Annotated in this window: 17 protein-coding genes and 2 tRNA genes; 14 read left to right on the plus strand and 5 right to left on the minus strand. The window is 73.0% G+C overall.

Translation table 11 applies throughout. The annotated features are described in order from the left end of the window. The first annotated feature begins 126 nt into the window (after positions 1–126). The 6 genes from gyrB (at position 127) to HCK00_RS01415 (ending at position 7,981) form a co-directional block, all read left to right on the plus strand. Positions 127–2,241 carry a DNA topoisomerase (ATP-hydrolyzing) subunit B gene (gyrB, locus tag HCK00_RS01390; protein ID WP_168099848.1) on the plus strand — a complete coding sequence of 705 codons (2,115 nt, stop codon included), beginning with the start codon at positions 127–129 and terminating at the stop codon, positions 2,239–2,241. A gap of 93 nt (positions 2,242–2,334) precedes the next feature. Next, positions 2,335–4,959, plus strand: coding sequence for a DNA gyrase subunit A (gyrA, locus tag HCK00_RS01395; protein ID WP_168099849.1), 2,625 nt, complete (start codon positions 2,335–2,337; stop codon positions 4,957–4,959). 3 nt (positions 4,960–4,962) lie between these two features. Next, a complete protein-coding gene (locus HCK00_RS01400; RefSeq protein ID WP_375781894.1) occupies positions 4,963–5,670 on the plus strand; it encodes a DUF3566 domain-containing protein in 708 nt (235 codons plus the stop codon). Positions 5,671–5,798: 128 nt separating this feature from the next. Next, positions 5,799–5,872, plus strand: a tRNA-Ile gene (locus HCK00_RS01405). A gap of 157 nt (positions 5,873–6,029) precedes the next feature. Beyond that, positions 6,030–6,170 carry a DLW-39 family protein gene (locus HCK00_RS27165; RefSeq protein ID WP_311765092.1) on the plus strand — a complete coding sequence of 47 codons (141 nt, stop codon included), beginning with the start codon at positions 6,030–6,032 and terminating at the stop codon, positions 6,168–6,170. Between the two features lie 359 nt (positions 6,171–6,529). Next, positions 6,530–7,981 (plus strand): hypothetical protein, encoded by a 1,452-nt coding sequence (locus tag HCK00_RS01415; RefSeq protein WP_168099851.1) that lies wholly within the window; start codon positions 6,530–6,532, stop codon positions 7,979–7,981. Positions 7,982–8,321: 340 nt separating this feature from the next. On the opposite strand, the gene HCK00_RS01420 is transcribed toward HCK00_RS01415, so the two are convergent. Then, positions 8,322–9,959 (minus strand): serine/threonine-protein kinase, encoded by a 1,638-nt coding sequence (locus HCK00_RS01420; RefSeq protein WP_168099852.1) that lies wholly within the window; start codon positions 9,957–9,959, stop codon positions 8,322–8,324. A 33-nt stretch (positions 9,960–9,992) separates the two neighbouring features. After that, positions 9,993–10,544 carry a helix-turn-helix domain-containing protein gene (locus HCK00_RS01425; RefSeq protein ID WP_168099853.1) on the minus strand — a complete coding sequence of 184 codons (552 nt, stop codon included), beginning with the start codon at positions 10,542–10,544 and terminating at the stop codon, positions 9,993–9,995. Between the two features lie 177 nt (positions 10,545–10,721). Here HCK00_RS01425 and HCK00_RS01430 point away from each other — a divergent pair. Beyond that, positions 10,722–10,794: transfer RNA gene (locus HCK00_RS01430), tRNA-Ala, on the plus strand. A gap of 366 nt (positions 10,795–11,160) precedes the next feature. Here HCK00_RS01430 and HCK00_RS01435 read toward each other — a convergent pair. Then, complete coding sequence (locus HCK00_RS01435) at positions 11,161–11,871, minus strand: DUF5324 family protein (RefSeq protein WP_168099854.1); 711 nt, start codon at positions 11,869–11,871, stop codon at positions 11,161–11,163. A 229-nt stretch (positions 11,872–12,100) separates the two neighbouring features. Between HCK00_RS01435 and HCK00_RS01440 the strand changes: the two genes are divergently transcribed. Together HCK00_RS01440 and HCK00_RS01445 are read left to right on the plus strand one after the other, a co-directional pair. Further along, positions 12,101–12,634: a peptidylprolyl isomerase gene (locus tag HCK00_RS01440; protein ID WP_168099855.1), complete on the plus strand. Its 534-nt coding sequence runs from the start codon at positions 12,101–12,103 to the stop codon at positions 12,632–12,634. Positions 12,635–12,842: 208 nt separating this feature from the next. Next, on the plus strand, positions 12,843–13,739 hold the full coding sequence (locus HCK00_RS01445; RefSeq protein WP_168099856.1) for a rhomboid family intramembrane serine protease: 897 nt from the start codon (positions 12,843–12,845) through the stop codon (positions 13,737–13,739). A 379-nt stretch (positions 13,740–14,118) separates the two neighbouring features. Here HCK00_RS01445 and crgA read toward each other — a convergent pair whose 3' ends face one another. Further along, on the minus strand, positions 14,119–14,373 hold the full coding sequence (gene crgA, locus HCK00_RS01450; protein WP_168099857.1) for a cell division protein CrgA: 255 nt from the start codon (positions 14,371–14,373) through the stop codon (positions 14,119–14,121). Positions 14,374–14,513: 140 nt separating this feature from the next. Here crgA and HCK00_RS01455 point away from each other — a divergent pair, with 140 nt between their 5' ends. From HCK00_RS01455 to HCK00_RS01475, 5 genes are all read left to right on the plus strand, one after another. Next, positions 14,514–15,311 (plus strand): DUF881 domain-containing protein, encoded by a 798-nt coding sequence (locus tag HCK00_RS01455; RefSeq protein WP_168099858.1) that lies wholly within the window; start codon positions 14,514–14,516, stop codon positions 15,309–15,311. A 175-nt stretch (positions 15,312–15,486) separates the two neighbouring features. Next, positions 15,487–15,684: a hypothetical protein gene (locus HCK00_RS01460; RefSeq protein WP_168099633.1), complete on the plus strand. Its 198-nt coding sequence runs from the start codon at positions 15,487–15,489 to the stop codon at positions 15,682–15,684. Further along, positions 15,681–16,334: an aminodeoxychorismate/anthranilate synthase component II gene (locus HCK00_RS01465; protein WP_168099859.1), complete on the plus strand. Its 654-nt coding sequence runs from the start codon at positions 15,681–15,683 to the stop codon at positions 16,332–16,334. The genes HCK00_RS01460 and HCK00_RS01465 overlap by 4 nt, the downstream gene beginning before the upstream one ends. Beyond that, positions 16,331–17,986: a class E sortase gene (locus HCK00_RS01470; RefSeq protein WP_311765093.1), complete on the plus strand. Its 1,656-nt coding sequence runs from the start codon at positions 16,331–16,333 to the stop codon at positions 17,984–17,986. Before HCK00_RS01465 ends, HCK00_RS01470 begins: the two co-directional genes overlap by 4 nt. Positions 17,987–18,080: 94 nt before the next feature. After that, entirely contained in the window at positions 18,081–18,815 is a 735-nt protein-coding gene (locus HCK00_RS01475) for a class E sortase (protein WP_168099860.1), read from the plus strand. A 402-nt stretch (positions 18,816–19,217) separates the two neighbouring features. Here the strand turns inward: HCK00_RS01475 and pknB are convergent, their stop codons facing one another. After that, positions 19,218–21,236: a Stk1 family PASTA domain-containing Ser/Thr kinase gene (pknB, locus tag HCK00_RS01480; protein ID WP_168099861.1), complete on the minus strand. Its 2,019-nt coding sequence runs from the start codon at positions 21,234–21,236 to the stop codon at positions 19,218–19,220. Between the last annotated feature and the right edge of the window lie 138 nt (positions 21,237–21,374).

Consider the following 21,374-nt stretch of genomic DNA (forward strand, 5'->3'; position numbering starts at 1 on the left):
ACATGACGATCCAGGCACCGGCAAACCCCCATTCCGGTCGGCGCTACCGGTAGACTGGTGGTCATACCGCCGAGTTGCGGAACATGTCGAACGACGCAGCCGCTCCCGGACGCCGGGAGACGGCGTGTGCTGTGCCAGAAAGGGCGCTTCGTGGCCGATTCCGGCAACCCCAACGAGACCAACACCGCTCCCCCCGCCGGCTCGGGTGACGGACCGCCCGAGCGGTCCGCGGGCCCGGCGCAGTCGGTGTCCGCCGCGGCCGCGGCAGCCCCGGCGGCTGCCGGCGAGCCCGGGGACACGACCGCGTACGACGCCAGCGCGATCACCGTCCTGGAGGGCCTGGACGCGGTCCGCAAGCGCCCCGGCATGTACATCGGCTCCACCGGCGAGCGGGGCCTGCACCACCTGGTGCAGGAGGTCGTCGACAACTCGGTCGACGAGGCGATGGCCGGCCACGCGGACAGCATCGAGGTCACGCTCCTGGCCGACGGCGGTGTCCGGGTGAAGGACAACGGCCGCGGCATCCCGGTGGGCATCGTCCCCTCCGAGAACAAGCCGGCCGTCGAGGTCGTGCTCACCGTGCTGCACGCGGGCGGCAAGTTCGGCGGGGGCGGTTACGCCGTCTCCGGCGGTCTGCACGGTGTCGGCGTCTCCGTCGTGAACGCGCTCTCCACGCGGCTGGCGGTGGAGGTGCGCACGGAGGGCCACCGGTGGACCCAGGACTACAAGCTCGGCGTCCCCACGGCCCCGCTGGCGAAGAACGAGGCGGTGGAGGAGACGGGCACCACCGTCACCTTCTGGGCCGACCCGGAGATCTTCGAGACCACCGAGTACTCCTTCGAGACGCTCTCGCGCCGCTTCCAGGAGATGGCCTTCCTCAACAAGGGCCTGGCCATCTCGCTGACGGACGAGCGGCCGGACCACGTGGACGAGGAGGGCAGGCCGCTCTCCGTCCGGTACCACTACGAGGGCGGCATCGTCGACTTCGTGAAGTACCTCAACTCCCGCAAGGGTGAGCTGATCCACCCCTCGGTCATCGGCATCGAGGCCGAGGACAAGGAGCGGATGCTCTCGGTGGAGATCGCGATGCAGTGGAACTCCCAGTACACCGAGGGGGTCTACAGCTTCGCCAACACCATCCACACCCATGAGGGCGGCACTCACGAAGAGGGTTTCCGCGCGGCGCTGACGGGTCTGGTCAACCGCTACGCGCGCGACCGCAAACTGCTGCGGGAGAAGGACGACAACCTCACCGGTGAGGACATCCGCGAGGGTCTGACGGCGATCATCTCGGTGAAGCTCGGCGAGCCGCAGTTCGAGGGCCAGACCAAGACGAAGCTGGGCAACACGGAGGCGAAGACCTTCGTCCAGAAGATCGTCCACGAGCACTTCGCGGACTGGCTGGACCGCAACCCGAGCGAGGCCGCGGACATCATCCGCAAGGGCATCCAGGCCGCCACCGCCCGGGTCGCCGCCCGCAAGGCGCGTGATCTCACCCGCCGCAAGGGGCTGCTGGAGACGGCGTCGCTGCCGGGCAAGCTCAGCGACTGCCAGTCCAACGACCCCACCAAGTGCGAGATCTTCATCGTGGAGGGCGACTCCGCCGGCGGCTCGGCCAAGTCCGGCCGTAACCCGGAGTATCAGGCCATCCTGCCGATCCGCGGCAAGATCCTCAACGTGGAGAAGGCCCGCGTCGACAAGATCCTCCAGAACCAGGAGGTGCAGGCGCTGATCTCGGCCTTCGGCACCGGGGTCCACGAGGACTTCGACATCGCGAAGCTCCGCTACCACAAGATCATTTTGATGGCGGACGCCGACGTCGACGGCCAGCACATCAACACCCTGCTGCTGACCTTCCTCTTCCGCTTCATGCGCCCGCTGGTCGAGGCCGGTCACGTCTACCTCTCCCGCCCGCCGCTCTACAAGATCAAGTGGGGCCGGGACGACTGGGAGTACGCCTACTCCGACCGTGAGCGGGACGCGCTGATCGAGCTCGGGCGCCAGAACGGCAAGCGGATCCGGGACGACTCCATCCAGCGCTTCAAGGGCCTCGGCGAGATGAACGCCGAGGAACTCCGCGTGACGACGATGGACATCGACCAGCGGGTGCTCGGCCAGGTCACCCTGGACGACGCGGCGCAGGCCGACGACCTCTTCTCGGTGCTCATGGGCGAGGACGTCGAGGCCCGGCGCTCGTTCATCCAGCGCAATGCCAAGGACGTCAGGTTCCTGGACATCTGACCCGCGGCATCCGCCCCCGGATCTCCCCGCGGCCCGCCGGCCCCTGCCCGGGCCGGCCCCGCGGCGCCGTACCTCGAAAGGACTCCGACCAGCATGGCCGACGTGACCCCACCTCCGTCCGAAGGCGGCCCCGCCGTCCCCGTCCCCGTCTCCCCCGAGGGTGATCCCGTCGCCATCGAGGGTGTTGGCATGCGGGTCGAGCCCGTGGGCCTGGAGACGGAGATGCAGCGCAGTTATCTCGACTACGCGATGTCCGTCATCGTGTCGCGCGCGCTGCCCGACGTCCGTGACGGGCTCAAGCCGGTGCACCGACGGGTGCTGTACGCCATGTACGACGGCGGCTACCGGCCGGAGAAGGGGTACTACAAGTGCGCCCGCGTCGTCGGCGACGTCATGGGCACGTACCACCCGCACGGCGACTCCTCGATCTACGACGCGCTGGTCCGCCTGGCGCAGCCCTGGTCGATGCGGCTGCCGCTCGTCGACAGCAACGGCAACTTCGGCTCGCCGGGCAACGACCCGGCCGCGGCCATGCGGTACACCGAGTGCCGGATGGCGCCGCTGTCCATGGAGATGCTCCGGGACATCGACGAGGACACCGTCGACTTCCAGGACAACTACGACGGCCGCAACCAGGAGCCGACGGTCCTGCCGTCCCGCTTCCCCAATCTGCTGATCAACGGCTCGGCGGGGATCGCGGTCGGCATGGCCACCAACATCCCGCCGCACAACCTCCGTGAGGTGGCGGCCGGGGCGCAGTGGGCGCTGGACCACCCGGACGCCTCCCGCGAGGAGCTGCTGGACGCGCTGGTCGAGCGGATCAAGGGGCCGGACTTCCCGACCGGTGCGCTCGTCGTGGGCCGTAAGGGCATCGAGGAGGCGTACCGGACGGGCCGTGGTTCCATCACCATGCGGGCCGTGGTGGAGGTCGAGGAGATCCAGGGCCGGCAGTGCCTGGTGGTGACGGAACTCCCGTACCAGGTCAACCCGGACAACCTCGCGCAGAAGATCGCCGACCTGGTGAAGGACGGGCGGGTCGGCGGCATCGCGGACGTCCGTGACGAGACCTCCTCGCGCACCGGTCAGCGGCTGGTCATCGTCCTGAAGCGGGACGCGGTCGCCAAGGTCGTCCTCAACAACCTCTACAAGCACACCGATCTGCAGACCAACTTCGGCGCCAACATGCTGGCCCTGGTGGACGGCGTGCCCCGCACGCTCTCCCTGGACGCCTTCATCCGGCACTGGGTGGCCCACCAGATCGAGGTCATCGTCCGCCGGACCCGTTTCCGGCTGCGGAAGGCCGAGGAGCGGGCGCACATCCTGCGCGGTCTGCTCAAGGCGCTGGACGCGATCGACGAGGTCATCGCGCTGATCCGGCGCAGCGACACGGTCGAGACGGCCCGCCAGGGCCTGCGCGGGCTGCTGGAGATCGACGACATCCAGGCCAACGCCATCCTGGAGATGCAGCTCCGCCGGCTGGCCGCCCTGGAGCGGCAGAAGATCACCGCGGAGCACGACGACCTGCTCGCGAAGATCTCCGACTACAACGCGATCCTGGCCTCCCCGGAGCGCCAGCGCCAGATCGTGAGCGACGAGCTGACGGCGCTGGTCGAGCGGTTCGGCGACGACCGGCGCAGCAAGCTGGTGCCCTTCGAGGGTGACATGTCCATCGAGGACCTGATCGCCGAGGAGGACATCGTCGTCACGATCACCCGTGGCGGCTACGTGAAGCGCACCAAGACCGAGGACTACCGCTCGCAGAAGCGCGGTGGCAAGGGCGTCCGGGGCACCAAGCTCAAGCAGGACGACATCGTCGACCACTTCTTCGTCTCCACCACCCACCACTGGCTGCTGTTCTTCACGGACAAGGGGCGGGTCTACCGGATCAAGGCGTACGAGCTGCCGGACGCCGGGCGGGACGCCCGCGGCCAGCACGTGGCGAATCTGCTGGCCTTCCAGCCGGACGAGAAGATCGCCCGGATCCTGGCGGTCCGCGACTACGAGGCGGTGCCGTACCTGGTGCTGGCGACGAAGTCCGGGCTGGTGAAGAAGACCCCGCTGAAGGACTACGACTCCCCGCGCTCCGGCGGCGTCATCGCCATCAACCTCCGGGACGAGGACGAGCTGATCGGCGCGGAACTGGTGTCGGCGACCGACGACCTGCTGCTGATCAGCAGGAAGGCGCAGTCGATCCGGTTCACCGCCTCGGACGAGACACTTCGCCCGATGGGGCGGGCCACCTCGGGCGTGAAGGGCATGAGCTTCCGCGAGACCGACGAACTCCTCTCGATGAATGTCGTCCGGCCCGGTACGTTCGTCTTCACCGCCACCGACGGTGGTTACGCGAAGCGGACGAACGTCGACGAGTACCGCGTCCAGGGCCGCGGCGGCCTCGGCATCAAGGCCGCCAAGATCGTGGAGGACCGCGGATCGCTGGTGGGCGCTCTGGTGGTCGAGGAGAGCGACGAGATCCTCGCCATCACGCTGGGCGGCGGTGTGATCCGGACACGGGTCGACGAGGTCAGGGAGACGGGCCGTGACACCATGGGCGTTCAACTGATCAACCTGGGCAAGCGCGATGCCGTGGTCGGTATCGCCCGGAATGCCGAGGCCGGACGGGCCGCCGAAGAGGTCGAGGAGATCGCCGACGCGGCCGGGTCGTCCGAGCCCGAGGCGGCCGAGGGCGGGCAGTCCTCGGCCGGAAGCCAAGAGGAGTAGGCCGTGAGTGGAGCCACGGGCACCGGAACGGGTGACACGGCGGGGACCGACGGGCGGGACGTTCCCCCGGGGCACACCGGGGCGGGTGGTGCCCGTGGCCCCGCCGGCCCGCAGCCCGCCGGGTACCCGGCGGGGACGCCTTCCGGGGGGAACACCGCGGTGACGGACGCGCACCAGCCCTATCCGCAGCAGCCGGCGGAGCCGTACCACCCGCCGCACGCTTACGCCTCGCCCGGCGAGTCGCGCCCGGGCGCGGTGCCGGAGCAGCCGGGCCGGGCCGGCCAGGGGCAGCCGGTGCGGCGGCCGCGCACCGGGGCGGGCGCCCGTCCGGTGCCGCGTACCCGTAAGGCGCGGCTGCGGGTGGCCAAGGCCGACCCGTGGTCGGTGATGAAGGTCGGCTTCCTGCTCTCCATCGCCCTCGGCGTCTGCACGATCGCCGCGGTGTCGGTGCTGTGGATGGTGCTGGACGCCATGGGGGTGTTCTCCACCGTGGGCGAGACGATCGGCCAGGCGACCGGTGCCGCGGAGGGGGAGGGCGGCTTCGACCTGGAGGGCTTCCTGTCCTTGCCGCGGGTGCTGATGTTCACCTCCGTGATCGCGGTGATCGACGTGGTGCTGGCCACGGCGCTGGCGACGCTCGGCGCCTTCGTCTACAACCTGTCCGCGGGGTTCGTCGGGGGCGTCGAGCTGACGCTCGCCGAGGACGAGTGACGGCCCCGCCCCCGGGGCCGTCCGCCGGCCGCGCCGAGCGGTCCGCGGGGCGGGCCCGGGGGCGGGATCACCACCCCGAACCGATTTTGGGACCTGGCCCGGTGTGCGCTAATGTTCAGGGGCAGCGCGGGGCTATAGCTCAGACGGTTAGAGCGCTTCCCTGATAAGGAAGAGGCCACAGGTTCAAGTCCTGTTAGCCCCACCTCCCCGAAACGGCCCGGACGGCTCTCCGTCCGGGCCGATTCACGTTTCCGCGCAAGGGGTTTGGGGTGCCACGGCGGAGGGCAACGGCCGGTATCGGCCGGTGTGTATAGTCGGGCGCCAGAGGTCCCCTACGTCAAGAAGGACGAGGTAGCGCGGTGAAGAAGCTGCTCCTGGTCGCACTGGCCGCCGTTGGCGGGCTCCTTGTGTACCGCCAGATTCAGGCGGACCGCGCCGAGCAGGACCTGTGGACGGAGGCCACCGACTCCGTGCCCGCAGGTTCGGGCTCCGGTGCCTGAGAAGCCTCCGGCGAAACGAGTCTGTACGAACCCCGGACGAAAGCGTCCGGGGTTCCGTGCTGTTCCGGGCCGGCTCTCCTCTTGAGGTTGCGTCGGCAAATAAATAGGCTGCATTCGCAAATGTTCCGGCGTGGGTGTGACGGGGAGTTCCCGGGCCGGCGGTGACGGGGAGATGGCGCACCGGTCGCCGGAAGGCGGCCCGCCCGCGCCCGTCACCGCCGTACGCTACGTCCTCGTATGACCTCGGACGGCCGCAGACGGCCGTGGGCGGCCCCGTGCATCCTCGTACGGCCGTCTTCCGGGGACTTCCGGGGCCATGGGGACGAGGGGCGGCCGGTGACGACGAAGGGCGGCGGGGGATGAGGCAGGTCGGCCGGGCACGCGCCGGACTCACCGCGGTGGCGGCGCTGGCCGCGGCGGTGACCGCCGTCGCGTGGGCGCCGCCCGCCACCGCGGACGGAGCGGCCGAGCCCTCCCCCTACCGGATGTCGGACAGCGCCGAACCGGTGACCGGCGGCGCAACTGAGGCGGCGGCGCCGGAGTTGACGGCCCGGCGGATGTACACCGACACCATCGCCGCGGCCGAGACCCTCCACTACCGGGTGCGGCTGGACGCGACGGTCAACGCCCATCTCTCCGCGGTCGCCGCGCTGGAGCCCGCCTCCCGGCCGGCCTTCGGCGACGGGATCGAGGTGACGTTACGGAGCGCCGACGGCGCCCGGTGCGACGGCATGCGCAGCACGGCGGGCCAGGGTGGTTTCGGCAGGCCGGTCGCCGCCGCCGCCTCCCGGCTCGTCCGGCCCGACGCGAGCTGCCAGGGCGCCGGTTCGTACCTCCTCACCGTGGAGCGCGTCGGCGGCGCGACCCCGGGGGAGTGGCCGCTGGAACTCGCCTTCATGACGGAGCCGGGGGCCCGTGACGCGGCCACCGCCCCCGAGGGCAGCGTCGAGTGGCCGGACGATCCCCCGGCCGCCACCGGCGGCATCCCCCGGCGGACCCGGGGCGGTACCGGCTTCAACGACGCCCGCCCGGTGGGCGGCGGCATGTGGCAGGACCGGGTGGAGCCCGGGCAGACGCTCTTCTACCGGATCCCGGTGGACTGGGGGCAGCGGCTCGGCGTCTCCGTGGAGACGGCCGGTACGGTGCCCGGTGACGGAGCGGACGCCTACCTCGGCGGCGGGCTGGAGCTGCGGTTGTTCAACACCGCCCGCGCCCCCGTGCACGACGAGAGCGCGGCCGTCGACGGACGGCCCAAGGAACTGCGGTTCGCCACCGCGCCCGCGCTCTTCTCCCACCGGTTCAGCAGTGTCGCCAAGGTGGAGGAGATGCGCTTCGCCGGCTGGTACCACGTGGCGGTCGGCCTGACCTCCGAGGCCGCGGAGGGCGCGGACTTCCGGCTGCGGCTCGCGGTCGAGGGGGAGGCGGGGGAGGGACCGGACTACACGGGGGACGCCGCCGCGGCCGGTTTCGCCGTCACCGACGCCGACCGGAAAGCGGCGGCGGAGGGCGGCCCGGCCGCCGTCCGGCCCACGGAGAGCCGGGCCGCCGGCGGCGCAGGTGAACCGGACGCCCCGGGGAGCGGCCCCCGGCAGGTGATCGGCTTCGCGGGGCTCGGCGCCGGCACGGCGCTGCTGTTCGGACTGGGACTGTGGACGCTGGCCGCCCGGCGCCGCGCGGCCGGGGCGCCGGCGGACGCCGGGGCGTCCGGGCCGTACCCGGTCCCGGGGCCCGCGCCGGAACCGGGCGGGCACTCCGGGGACACCCCGCCCCCGGTCGCGCCCGGCCGGCACCGGCGGCGCTCCGGCCGCTGAGCGGCCACCCACCGCGCGCCGGAGCGCGCGCCGAGCCCACGGAACCCGGCGGCCGGGGACCGGGGGCCCGGGGGTCGGATGCCGGGGAACGCGGCCGTGCCGTCGCGCGACGGCACGGGCCGGGGCGGTCGACCCGCACCGCTCGCGGACGGACCCGTGACCGCAACACCGCCGGCGGCGCGCCCCCTCGCGCGCCGGCCGGGGCCCACGCGGTCCGGGGGGTCCCGGGCGGGCTGTCACGAGGCGCCCGGAAAACCGGCCCCACCGCGACCGCCGGGCGTCCGCGCGGCTCCGGCGTCCGCGGGAGGACGGCCGCCGGCCGCTCCGTGAGCCTGGCCGGTCAGCTCCCGGCCAGTGCCCAGATGCCGACGGCGTAGCACACCATCGCGAGCAGCAGCACCGGGACGGCGACCCGCGCGGGCGGTCCCGGCCGCCGCGCCGGAGCCGGGACACCGGCGAGCGGCCCGGGCGGGCCGGCGGGGTGGGGATAAACCGGGTGGGCTGTGGGGTGGGGAGAGGGGGTGTGGGCTGTGGGCTGGGGAGAGAGGGCGTGGGCTGTGGGGTGGGGAGAAGGCGTGTGGCCGGCGGGGTGCTCGGCCCGTGCGCTCGCGGTCGTGGCCTGGGAGAAACCGGCGGGGTCCACCGGCGGTGGCGGGCCGGCGGCGGCCACGGCGCCGGGCGGAACGGAGCCCCAGCCGGGGCCGGGCTCCACCGTCCGGGCCGGTGGCGGGCCGGGGTAGCCGTACCCCGGTCCGGGCTCCGCCGGTGCCGCGCCGGGGAACACGGGGGGCCGCTCCGCCGCCGTGACGAACGGGGTCGGCGGCGCGTGACGGTTCCCGGGCGGGTGGAGGGGAGCGGCGGGCGGGGTGGCGGGGGATCCCGGCGGAGTGGCCGGGGTCGTGGGGAGTGGTGGTGCGGCGGGTGGCGGCGGCGTGGCGCCGCCCGTATGCGCCGGTGGCGCGAGGGGAAATCCGCCGTCGCCGGGCGCGGAGTCCTCCGCGTAGGCGCGGCCTCCCTGGGGCCCCGGTCCGCCTGGCGCGCCGGGCGGCCGCGGTGCAACGGGCCCGGCCGCCGGGCCGGTCCCTCCGGTCCGCCGGCGCAGCGGCCCGTCCGGCCCGAACCCCTCGGGCAGCGGCCCGAGATGGTCGAAGACCTCGACGGTCTCCTCGCCCTCCGCGCTCTCCGGCAGCAGATCGACGGCGCTCGCCAGCGCCTTGCGCGCGCCGGTGGCCGTACGGAAGCGGACGGCCGGGTCCGGTTGCAGCAACCCGGCGATCACCTGCCAGAGCGGACGGGGCACCTCGGCGGGGGCGTCCGGCACCCCCTGGGCGAGGAAACGCTCGACGAGCGCCTCGGCGTCCGGTTTCTGCCCGGTCAGCAGATAGAGCGCGAGCAGTCCCGTGGCGAACAGGTCGGCGGGGAAGTCCGGTTCCGCGCCCAGGATCTGCTCGGGGGCGAAGTACCCCGGGGTGCCCACCACGTAGTCCGTCTCGGTGAGTCTCGGCTCGCCCTTGCGCATGGCGATGCCGAAATCGGAGAGGCGCAGATGCGGTGGTCCGGTGCCGGTGGCCTCCAGCAGGATGTTGGCGGGCTTGATGTCCCGGTGGATGACGTCCTCGGCGTGCACCGCGGTCAGCCCGGCGAGTAACTGGTCGAGCAGGACGCAGACATGACGCGGTGGCAGCGCCCCGTAGTCGCCGATGAGGTGGGCCAGCGAGCCCCCGCGCACCAGGTCCATGGTGAACAGGATCTTGTCGTCGTCGGCGGCCCAGCTCGCCGGGGCCAGCACATGGGGGTGGTCGATGCGCAGCGCCTGTTCGCGGACGAACCGCAGCAGGGTGTGGGCGTCCCGCTGCTGGAGCACCTTGGCCGCCACGTAGCGGCGCCGCCGCTGGTCCCAGGCGCGCCAGACGGCGCCGACCCCGCCCCGGCCGATCGGGTCGACCAGTTCGTACCGGCCGGCGAAGAGTTCACCCATCGCGCCGTGTCACCCCCTCACCGGCAGGGCCGGTCAGCTCTGGTGCGCCTCGTAGTGGGCCACCGCCTCGGCGGTCCGTCCGGCACCGTACACCCGGAGGAACTCCGCGAGTTCGGGTTGGGAGGGGGCGAGCGTCTCGGCGGCCTCGATGATGTCACCGGCGGCGGCGACGGAGCGCAGCAGCGACTGGATCTCCCGCACCACGCGCCGGACGGTGGGAGCGCCCGAACTGGCGGTGGTCTGCGAACCGGTGGGGGTGAGCACGGAGCCGCCCGAACTCCTCTTGATCTCGTCCATGCGCTCCGCCGCCTCGGCGGCGCTCACGCTGCCGTCGGCGACCTGGGCCGCCAGCTCCTGGAGGGCCTGGACCCGCTGCACCACGGCCGGGTTGCCGATCTTGGCCCGCTGGCCGCTCATGAGCTGCGACAGCATGGGCGCCGAGAGGCCCAGCACAGCGGCGAGCCGGGCCTGGTTCAGCCCGAGGTCGTCGATGAGCCGCCGGAAGAGCGCCCCCAGCGGCTCCCCGTACCAGCTCCGCTGCATCTCACGGGCTCTGGCGGTGGCCTCCTGCTGTGCTGCTTCCATGGCGACTCCCCTTCGCTGCTGCGAACCTCGCGCGGCCATCCTACGGAGCGTGACCGGCGATCGGGAGTCCCCGTCCCGCTGCGGGAAGTGCTCCCGGAACCCGGTACTCTTGTCGGCGGTGGTGTCGCCACGCCGCCCGCGCGCACGCCGCCCGGGGGGAGGGACGCCGCCCTCCACGGGGCCTTAGCTCAGTTGGTAGAGCGCTGTCTTTGCATGGCAGATGTCAGGGGTTCGACTCCCCTAGGCTCCACCGTTCGACAACCCCCTGGCGTGCGGAAGCGCAGGTCAGGGGGTTTTTGTCGACCATTGTGCCGACCACTGTGCCGGCCGCTGTGCCGGGGCCGATCCGGTTCCCGCACCTGGCGTGGCCCGCGCGGTCGTCCCGGCGCGGGCCACGGCTCAAGGACCGCCGGTTTGCGAAACGCATCGGGGCGGCGCCCTCCCGGGCCTCCGTGCGCCGGTTCCTCTCCGCGGGCCGTGCGTGAGCGGGCGCGCGAACGGCGGGAGACCCGGGCCGTCCCGGTCGTCTCCCGCCGTTCCGCGGCGCGTTCGCCGCGCGGACCCCGTACGGCCGCTCATGGCCGCGTACGGCCGCCGCGCGGCCGGGGGCGTGCGCTCAGCTCTTGCCGTCGCCGTCCCCGGCGCCCTTCCGGGCGGGTTCCGCCCCGGCGTCCGCGGCGCCGCTCTGGTTCGACCGGAGTTCGGCGTCGAGCTCGGCCTGCTCGCCGGTGCCCAGCGGAGCCTTCTCACCGAGTTCGGTCGCGGCGGGGGGCTCGACCAGCCAGTCCGGGTTGGCCTGCTTGTCCCACCACTTCCAGGCGGCCACGGCGCCGCCGGCGAGCAGCCCGAGGACGAGGGCCCGCTTGGCGAGACGGCCGTTGCGGATCCGGCGCCGGCGCTTCTTGAGCACCTGCTGGATCTCCGCCGGGGTCACCTGGCCGCGGAGCGCGGCCAGGGCGGCGGCGCTGCGGGCGGCCGCCTCGGCACGGGCCGGCTCGGACGCGGTGAGCGCCTCGGCCACGGCGTGCTCCACCCGGGGCACGGCGTAGTCGGCGGCCTGCCGGGCCCGGACGGCCGCCTTCTGGGCGGCGAGGTCGACCTTCGGCGGGAGGGCGCCCCGTGCCTGGTCGAGCCGCGGCTGCAGGGTCGTTCTGGCGTGCTGGGTGGCCTGCGCCACCTTGGGCGCCAGCCGGACCCGCGCCTCGTGTGCGTAGTGCGCGGCCTGGTGCTTGGCCGTGCCGGCGTACGGCGCCACGACCTCCGCCGCGTGCAGCACGCCCTCCTTGGCGGTGTCGGTCGCGGCGCGCACGCCGTCGATGCGTGTCACGGGATCCTCCTCCTCGGTGGTGGTACACGGGGGCCTGGGGGATCCCCCAGTCAGGACGCACTTCGCCTTTCCACCCGAGTAGAGATCATGCCCGCGGCGGCCGGGCGGGGCATGCGCTGACGGGCATCCGGGTGGGGCGCGGAAGCCGCCGGGGCGGCGGGCACTCGTCGGTCCGGGGCGGGCCGTGGGAGGATCGGGGACGTCAGCGAGAACGTCAGGAAGGCAGATCGTGGCCGAGCAGCTCTATGCCACCCTCAAGACCAATCACGGAGACATCGAGGTGCGGCTGCTGCCGGACCACGCGCCGAAGACGGTGAAGAACTTCGTCGAGCTCGCCCGGGGCGAGCGGGAGTGGACGAACCCCGCGACCGGCCGGAAGACGAGCGACAAGCTCTACGACGGCACCGTGTTCCACCGTGTGATCAGCGGCTTCATGATCCAGGGCGGTGACCCCCTGGGCAACGGCACCGGCGGCCCCGGGTACGAGTTCGGCGACGAGTTCCACCCGGACCTCTCCTTCGACCGGCCCTACCTGCTGGCCATGGCGAACGCCGGCCCGGGCACCAACGGCTCGCAGTTCTTCATCACCGTCGGCGCGACGACCTGGCTCACGGGCAAGCACACCATCTTCGGTGAGGTCGCGAACCCGGCCGGGCAGAAGGTGGTGGACGCCATCGCGGCCACCGCCACCAACCCGCGCACCGACCGTCCGGTGCAGGACGTGGTGATCGAGTCGGTCGTCGTCGAGTCCCGCGAGGGCTGACGCCCGCGCGCGGCGGAGCCGGGGCCGCCCGCCCGTCCCGTATCCCGGGGCGGGGGCGGCCCGGCCCCCGCGGGGGCGGCCGGGCGGAACCCGCGGGCGGGGCCGCTCGTAAACAGGGGTGACGGCCGAATCCGGCCGCAGACCGCCGGCCGCGGACCGCACACCGCAGACACCGCACACACCGGGACCCGGGGACCGAGGGGGAACGATGGAGCAGGCGCCAGGGAGCCCGGAGCGGCCCGTCACGGGGAGCGGCCTGCCCGGCTGCTACCGCCACCCGGACCGGGAGACCGGCATCAGCTGTGTCCGCTGCGAACGCCCCATCTGCCCGGACTGCATGATCAGTGCCGCCGTCGGCTTCCAGTGCCCGGAGTGCGTCCGCACCGGCGCGGGTACCGGGCACGCGCCCGGCGCCAACCGGCCGCGCACCCTGGCGGGCGGGGTGCAGACGGCCGATCCGCGGCTGGTGACCAAGATCCTGCTGGGCATGAACGTGGCGATCTGGGCCCTCGCGCTGGCGGCGGGGGACCGCTTCGTGGAGGCCCTCGACATGCTGGGCCTGGCCGTGGGCACCGACGGCCGGGTGATCGGTGTCGCCGACGGCGAGGTGTACCGCCTGCTGACCTCGGCCTTCCTGCACCAGGAGCCCCTGCACATCGCGTTCAACATGCTGGGCCTGTGGTGGCTCGGCGGCCCGCTGGAGGCGGCCCTCGGCCGGGTCCGCTATCTGGCGCTCTACCTGCTCTCCGCCCTCGGCGGCAGTGCCCTGTCGTATCTGCTCGCCGCGGGCAACCAGCCCTCGCTGGGCGCATCGGGGGCGATCTTCGGCCTGCTCGGGGCCACCGTCGTACTGATGCGGCGGATGAACCAGGATCTGCGGCCGGTGGCCATCCTGCTGGCGCTGAACCTGCTGATCACCTTCACCTGGACGGGCATCGCCTGGCAGGCGCACATCGGCGGCCTGGTCACCGGCGCCGCGGTGGCGTACGGAATGGTGCACGCCCCGCGGGGCCGGCGGACGCTGGTCCAGTGGGCCACCTGCGGGGTGCTGCTCTTGGTGATCGCCGTGGTGGTGGGGGTGCGGACCCTGCAGCTCGTGGGCTGATGCCCGGCCCCCGGCCGTGACCCGGCCGGCCCGCGCCCACGGCTGCCGTCCCCGGCCCGCTCACCCCGGCCCGTTCTTCCTGGGCCGTTCTTCCTGGGCCGTTCACCCCGGCCAGGTGCCTGCCCGCGGATGTCTCGCACTGTTGTCCACAGCGGGTGGGGGATCTTGTGCATAGGGTGCGCCGCGAGCCGGGGAGGCTCCGGCGATACCCCACTGACCTGCACCTTTGCGACCCGCGGGGAGAGTCGTAGGACAAGGTGACGGTCCTGCCGGTGGCTCACCCGGGGTGGTTATCCACAGCTCTTCATATCTTTTCCCCTGCTGTGGATAACTCTGTGGACAACGTGTGGTCAAAGCTTGACCACACGGCTCGCGTCCGCTACTTCCACTGCGTGGAGACCACGAAGCCCGCCGCGATGAACCCGAAGCCCACCACGATGTTCCAGTTGCCGAGGGACTTGACCGGCATGTCGCCGGTGGTCACATAGAACACCACGATCCAGGCCAGCCCGATCAGGAACAGGGCCAGCATCAGCGGCGCGACCCAGCTGCGTCCGCTCGACAGCTTTATGGTGGTCTGTTTCGCCGGAGGCGGCGTGAAGTCGGCCTTCTTGCGGATACGTGACTTCGGCACGAGAGACTCTCCTGTCGATGCGCTGGACGGCCGGGCCGGGGTCTGGGCTGCCGGCCGGTCGAGAGCGACGGGGACACTTGCTCCCCCGGGCGCGTCCGTTAGCGTAGTGCTTCCGCGGCTTCGAAGGAGATAAGGGTACGGTGAGCAATCCGGCGGATCCCGCCCCCGAGCCCCACGGCCCCGCGCCCCGGCGTTCGGGACCGCGCCCGGCGCGGCTCCTCACGGCAGGCGTCTTCGCCCTCGCCGGCCTGCTGTTCTGGACGAGTTTCGATACGGCTCAGGGTACCAACCTCCGCACCGACGACTCCCTTCTCGAACTCTCCGACCTCATCGGGGAACGCAGCCGTGAGAACGCCCGGCTCGACGAGGAGACGGCCGCCGTGCGCTCCGAGGTCGACCGGCTCGCCCAGCGCGACGACGGCTCCACCAAGGCCCAGGACCGGGCGCTCAAAGGGCTGGAACGGGACGCCGGCACCGCGGAGGTCGGCGGCCCCGGCCTGACCGTCACCCTGACCGACGCCCCGCCGGACGCCACGGCGCGCACCCCGGGGATCCCCGACCCCCAGCCCAACGACCTCGTCATCCACCAGCAGGACCTCCAGGCCGTCGTCAACGCCCTCTGGGCGGGCGGCGCGCGGGGCATCCGGGTCATGGACCAGCGGCTCATCTCCACCAGCGCCGTCCGCTGCGTCGGCAACACCCTGATCCTCCAGGGCCGGGTCTACTCGCCGCCGTACGTCGTCACGGCGGTCGGTGACACGGCGGGGCTGCAGCGGGCGCTGGACGACTCCCCCGACATCGAGAACTACCTGCGCTACGTGGACGCCTACGGCCTGGGCTGGAAGGTGGAGAAGCACGGCGCGGTGACCCTGCCCGGCCACTCCGGCACCGTGGACCTCCAGCACGCCACCCCGGTGGACGGCCCGGAGAGCGGCTGACGGCACCCACGCCCCGGGCGCCCCGGGCGCTCCGGCTCCCCGGCCCGGCTCCGCGCCCCCTGGGCGGATGGCCCGCGGCGGTCACCGGGGGGGCCGGGCGGGCCAAGCGGTAACCGGAAGGGGTACATTCCCCGGCTGGCCCACGCCTGAGGGGCGATCACCCTTACTCTGGTCGGTGCACCGATCGGAAAGGGTCAGCATGTACGGCTGGATCTGGCGGCATCTGCCGGGGAACACGTGGGTGCGGGCGCTGGTCTCGCTCGTGCTCTCGCTGGCGATCGTCTTCGTGCTGTTCCAGTACGTGTTTCCGTGGGCCGAGCCGCTGCTGCCGTTCGGTGATGTGACGGTCGACAACGGGGGTGGTTCCCGGTGAGCGCGCGTGTTCTCGTGGTGGACAACTACGACAGCTTCGTCTTCAACCTCGTCCAGTACCTCTACCAGCTCGGCGCGGAGTGCGAGGTGGTGCGGAACGACGAGGTGACGCCCGAGCACGCCGGGGACGGCTTCGACGGGGTGCTCCTCTCCCCCGGCCCCGGCACCCCCGAGGAGGCGGGTGTCTGCGTGGAGATGGTGCGGCACTGCGCCGCGCGGGGTCTCCCGGTCTTCGGCGTCTGCCTGGGGCTGCAGTCCATGGCGGTGGCCTTCGGCGGGGTCGTCGGCCGCGCCCCGGAGCTGCTGCACGGCAAGACCTCCCTGGTGCGCCACACCGGCGAGGGCGTCTTCCAGGGCCTGCCCTCCCCTTTCACGGCCACCCGATACCACTCGCTCGCGGTGGAGCGGGGCAGTGTGCCGCCCGAACTGCGGATCACCGCATGGACCGGGGACGAGGGGCCGGAGCGCGGGATCGCGATGGGGCTGCGCCACCGTGAACTCCTCGTCGAGGGCGTGCAGTTCCACCCGGAGTCGGTGCTCACCGAAGGAGGGCACCGGATGCTGGCCAACTGGCTCGTGGAGTGCGGGGACACCGGGGCGGTGGAACGGTCGGTGGGTCTCGCGCCGGTGGTCGGCAAGGCCGTCGCGTGACCGCGATCCGTCCGGAGCGGGACAGCGCCCGCGCCGTGTACGACACCGGCGGAGCCGGGGCGCCGGCGCCGCTCACCGGATCCGCCGGGGCCACCGGGTACGCGCCGGAGGGGGGCCGGCACCGCGGCGCGGCGGCGGCCGATCCCCTCGGTGGTCCGCTGCCGGGGCCCCGTCCCGGCCCCCCGCCGCCGGGCCACGGGGAGACGCACGCCGCGGCCCCCGCGGCCGGGGGGTACGACGATCCGTACGCGCCCCCGGCCGCGCGGCCGCACCGCGCGCACGAGGAGTTCCCCGCCGAGGCCTATCCCCGGAGCGCCGCCTTCCGGACCGTCAGCCAGATCGCGCAGGCCGGCGGGGAGAGACGGCCCGAGGGGGCCGCCGACGACGGTTACGGCGGCCCGTCCGCCGGCTCCTACGGGGGCAGACCGGCGCCCTGGGACCTGGAGGGCGAGGAGGCGGTGCGGCGGACGCACACCGCGTTCGGGGCCGGGCGGGCCGCCGCCTCCGGTGCCACGGCCGAGCCACCCACCGCCCGGATCCCCGCCCCCGTGCCGGCTCCCGGACCCGCCCCGGCTCCCGCCACCGTGCCCGCTCCCGCCACCGGCCGCACGGCCGGGCCGGAACCCGCCCCGCCGCCCGTGGACGAGGAGACGGTGGCCCTGCGGCTCCCGGCGGCGCCCGCGGTGGACCCCGCCGAACCCGCCGCACCTGCCGTGGACGGCGGGACGCCGGCCGCGGGCGGGCGGGCGGCCCGCCGCCGGGCCGCGCAGAGCGGCGGACGGCACGGGAGCAGCCGCCATGGCGGCGGGCGGCGGGCGCGGCGGACCGGCGGAGCGGCGCCCCCGCCGGACACCGCGGCGAGCCCGGCCGCCGGGGGCACCGGCGGCGCCGGCCCCGGCCCCGGCAGCGCCACCACCGCCCCGCGCTCCCGGCTGGAGGCCCGCCGGCTGGAGCGGGCCCGCAAGGACAGTCCGGGGATCATCGCCAGCCGGTTCCTCGGCGAGACCTTCATCACGCTCGGCGTGCTGATGCTGCTCTTCGTCACCTACCAGCTCTGGTGGACGAACGTGCTCGCCGGGCAGCAGGCCGGAGGCACCGCGAGCAACCTCCAGAAGCAGTGGGACGAGGGCGACGAGAAGGTCGACAAGCGGGACCCGGGCGCCTTCTCGCCCGGTGAGGGCTTCGCGATCATGTACATCCCCAAGCTGGACGTCAAGGTCCCCATCGCCGAGGGCATCGACAAGCACAAGGTGCTCGACCGCGGCCTGGCCGGTCACTACGCCGAGGGCAAGCTCAAGACGGCGATGCCCTGGGACGAGACGGGCAACTTCGCGGTCGCCGGCCACCGCAACACCCACGGCGAGCCGTTCCGGTACATCAACAAGCTGAAGCCGGGTGACGAGATCATCGTCGAGACGCGGGACACGTTCTACATCTACGCGATGGCGAGCATCCTCCCGCAGACCCCGCCGTCCAACATCAGTGTGATCGAACCGGTGCCCAAGCAGTCCGGGTTCACCGAGCCCGGCCGCTACGTCACCCTGACCACCTGCACTCCGGAGTTCACCAGTACGTACCGGATGATCGTCTGGGGGAAGATGGTCGACGAGAGGCCGCGGAGCGAGGGCAAGCCCGACGCGCTCGTGGGCTGAGGGCCTGAAGGGCTGAGGGGCCGAGCACCGGGCTGAGCACCGGGGGTGGGACCGGACCGGTGACGGGCCGGGTGGATCGAGCAACGGGGACGCCGTGGCAGCGACAACCGAACAGCAGAAGCAGGCGGGGCACCCGGGGGAGCCCCGGCCCGGACGGCCGCGACGGCGCGGCCGGATCGCCACCGCGGCCGGTGTGGTCGGTGAGTTGCTGATCACCGCGGGGGTGGTGCTGGCGCTCTTCGTCGCCTACTCCCTCTGGTGGACCAATGTGCTGGCCGACCGCGAGGCCGGCCGCAGGGGCGCGGAGGTGCGGGACCGCTGGGCCGGCGGCCCGGGCCCGCTCGACACGGGCAAGGGCATCGGCTTCCTCCATGTGCCGGCGATGGAGGAGAGCGAGATCCTCGTCACCAAGGGCACCTCCGCCAAGGCCCTCAACGCGGGGGTGGCCGGCTACTACACGGACCCGGTGAAGGCCGCGATGCCCTGGAAGGAGAAGGGCAACTTCTCCCTCGCCGCCCACCGGGACGGGCACGGCGCCAAGTTCCACAACATCCACAAGGTGCGGAACGGCGACCCGGTGGTCTTCGAGACCCGGGACACCTGGTACGTCTACAAGGTCTTCGCCTCGCTCCCGGAGACCTCCAAGTACAACGTGGAGGTGCTCGCCGACGTCCCCAAGGGGTCGGGGAAGAAGGAGCCGGGCCGTTACCTCACGCTGACGACCTGCACCCCCATCTTCACCTCGGACTACCGCTACATCGTGTGGGCGGAACTCGAGCGCACGGAGAAGGTTGACGCGGAGCGTACGCCGCCCGCGGAGCTGCGCTGACCTCCCTGGAACATCCCGGGGCCCGGGCCCGGGGCCCGGGGGTCCGGGAGGGCCGCCCGGGCGGGACGGGGAGCCGGACGCCGGCGGACGGACGCACGCACGGAACCGCCGCCCAGCGGAAACCGCGCCCAGGCGGGACTCGGCGCCGCACCCGCCGGAACGCCCGCGGGAGCCCGAGCGGGAGCCGCTTCACAGGGCCGGGGCCGCGGGCCACGGAGGCCCGGCCTCACCGTTCACGGCCGACGCGTGGCCGGGGGACGACGCACGGGAGCCCCGGCCCCCTGGAAGGGGTGCCGGGGCTCCCGCGCACCGTCTCCGCCTGCCGCCTCCCGCCCGTACGGTTCGCCGTGGCGGGCGGGGGACGGCCGGGCCGGTGCCCCTCCAGGGGCCGGCCCGGTGCCGCTAGCCGTCGGTGCCGCCGAAGAAGCCGCCGAAGCCGCCGCCGTTGTCACCGCCGCCGTTGTTGCCGCCGCCCGGACCGCCGCCGGGGCCGCCGGCGACGGTGGCCAGCGTCACCTGCTCGCCCTTCTTCAGCTCCTGCCCCTCACCGGGCTGGATGGCGATGACCGTGGCGTTGTCGTCCTGCGGGGAGCCCTCCACGAAGGCGACGCCCAGGCCGAGACCCTCCAGCTGCTCGCGGACCGCCTTGACCTTCTGGCCGCGCAGACCGCCGGGCACCTTGACCTTCTCGCTCTCCTTGGCCACCTGGACGTTGACCGTGGAGCCCGCCGCGACCTGCTCGCCCGCCTGGAAGCTCTGGCCGACGATGGTGCCCGCCTTGGCGTCGGAGTCGACCTCGCTCTGGTCGCCGAGCACCAGACCGGCCTCGTCGAGGATGCCCTTGGCCTCGTCCGGCGTCTTCCCGGTGAGGTCGGGCACGGTGGACTTGTCCGCCTCCTTGGCGACGGAGAGGGTGATCGTCACATTCTTGGCCCGCTTGCTGCCGGCGTCCGGGGACTGCTCGATGACCGTGCCCGGGGTGCGCTCCGAGACGACGTCCTTGCGCTGGACGTTCTCGAAGCCCTTGTCCTCCAGTTCGGACTTGGCGTCCTCGTACGTGGCCCCGATGAGGTCCGGAATCGCGATCGGCGCCGGTCCGGAGCAGAGCGTCACGGTGATGGTGTCGCCCTTGGGCATGTCGGTCTCGGGCTCGGGGGACTGCTTGGTGACGGTGTTCTTCCCACCGTCCTCACAGGTCTCGGTACCGCCCTTGGCGATCTCCAGATCGACGTTGGCCGCCCGGTCGCCGGCCTCCTCGAAGGACTTCCCGATCAGGTTGGGCGCCGAGACGTCCTTGTCGGAGTTGTCCCCGGCGAAGATGATCCGCCCGATGAAGATGGCGCCCACCAGGACCAGGACGGCAGCGACGACCAGAAGGATCGTCGAGGTGCTGGTCTTCCTGGCGCCGCCGCGGCGCCGGTCGGGCCGCTCGTCGTAGCCGAAGCCGCCGTCGTCGTCGCGTGGCGGCGGCAGCATGCCGCCCTGCCCGCCCGCGCCCTGGGCGGGCATCGCGGTGGTCGGCTGGTCGGAGCCGTAGCCGCCGTAGCCGACCGCGCCCATGGCGGCGGTGGCGGCCACCGGCTGGCCGTCGAGGGCGGCCTCGATGTCGGCCCGCATCTCGTCCGCCGACTGGTAGCGGTAGTCCGGGTCCTTGGTCAGCGCCTTGAGGACGATGGCGTCCATCTCGGGCGTGATCTCGGGGTCGTAGGTGCTCGGCGCCTGGGGCTCCTCGCGGACGTGCTGGTAGGCGACGGCCACGGGTGAGTCGCCGACGAACGGCGGCCGGACGGTGAGGAGTTCGTAGAGGAGGCAGCCGGTGGAGTAGAGGTCGGAGCGGGCGTCGACCTGCTCGCCCTTGGCCTGCTCGGGGGAGAGGTACTGCGCGGTGCCGATGACGGCGGCCGTCTGTGTCATCGTCATGCCGGAGTCGCCCATGGCGCGGGCGATGCCGAAGTCCATCACCTTGACCTGGCCGTTGCGGGTCAGCATGACGTTCGCGGGCTTGATGTCGCGGTGGACGATGCCGGCGCGGTGCGAGTACTCCAGCGCCTGGAGGACGCCGATGGTCATCTCCAGCGACCGCTCGGGGAGCAGCTTGCGTCCGGAGTGGAGCAGTTCGCGCAGGGTCGAGCCGTCGACGTACTCCATCACGATGTAGGGAATGGAGACACCGTCGACGTAGTCCTCGCCGGTGTCGTAGACCGCGACGATGGACGGATGGTTCAGGGAGGCGGCCGACTGGGCCTCACGGCGGAACCGGGCCTGGAACGACGGGTCGCGGGCGAGGTCCACCCGCAGCGTCTTCACAGCGACGGTGCGGCCGAGCCGGGTGTCGTGGGCGAGGTAGACCTCGGCCATCCCACCGCGGCCGAGCACCGAGCCCAGCTCGTACCGGCCGCCGAGGCGACGCGGCTCTTCCATAGCTTCTCCAGCCCTCTCCGTCATTCCCGACCGCACCGACATGGGGCCCGGCGGTGTGCTGTCCGGGCATACCGTACCCGGCGCGTCTTACGCGGTCCGGGCGTCCCGGCGAGCTGATACACGACCGGTACGACAAGA

This window comes from Streptomyces zingiberis (genome assembly GCF_012034935.1).
Lineage (GTDB): Bacteria > Actinomycetota > Actinomycetes > Streptomycetales > Streptomycetaceae > Streptomyces > Streptomyces zingiberis.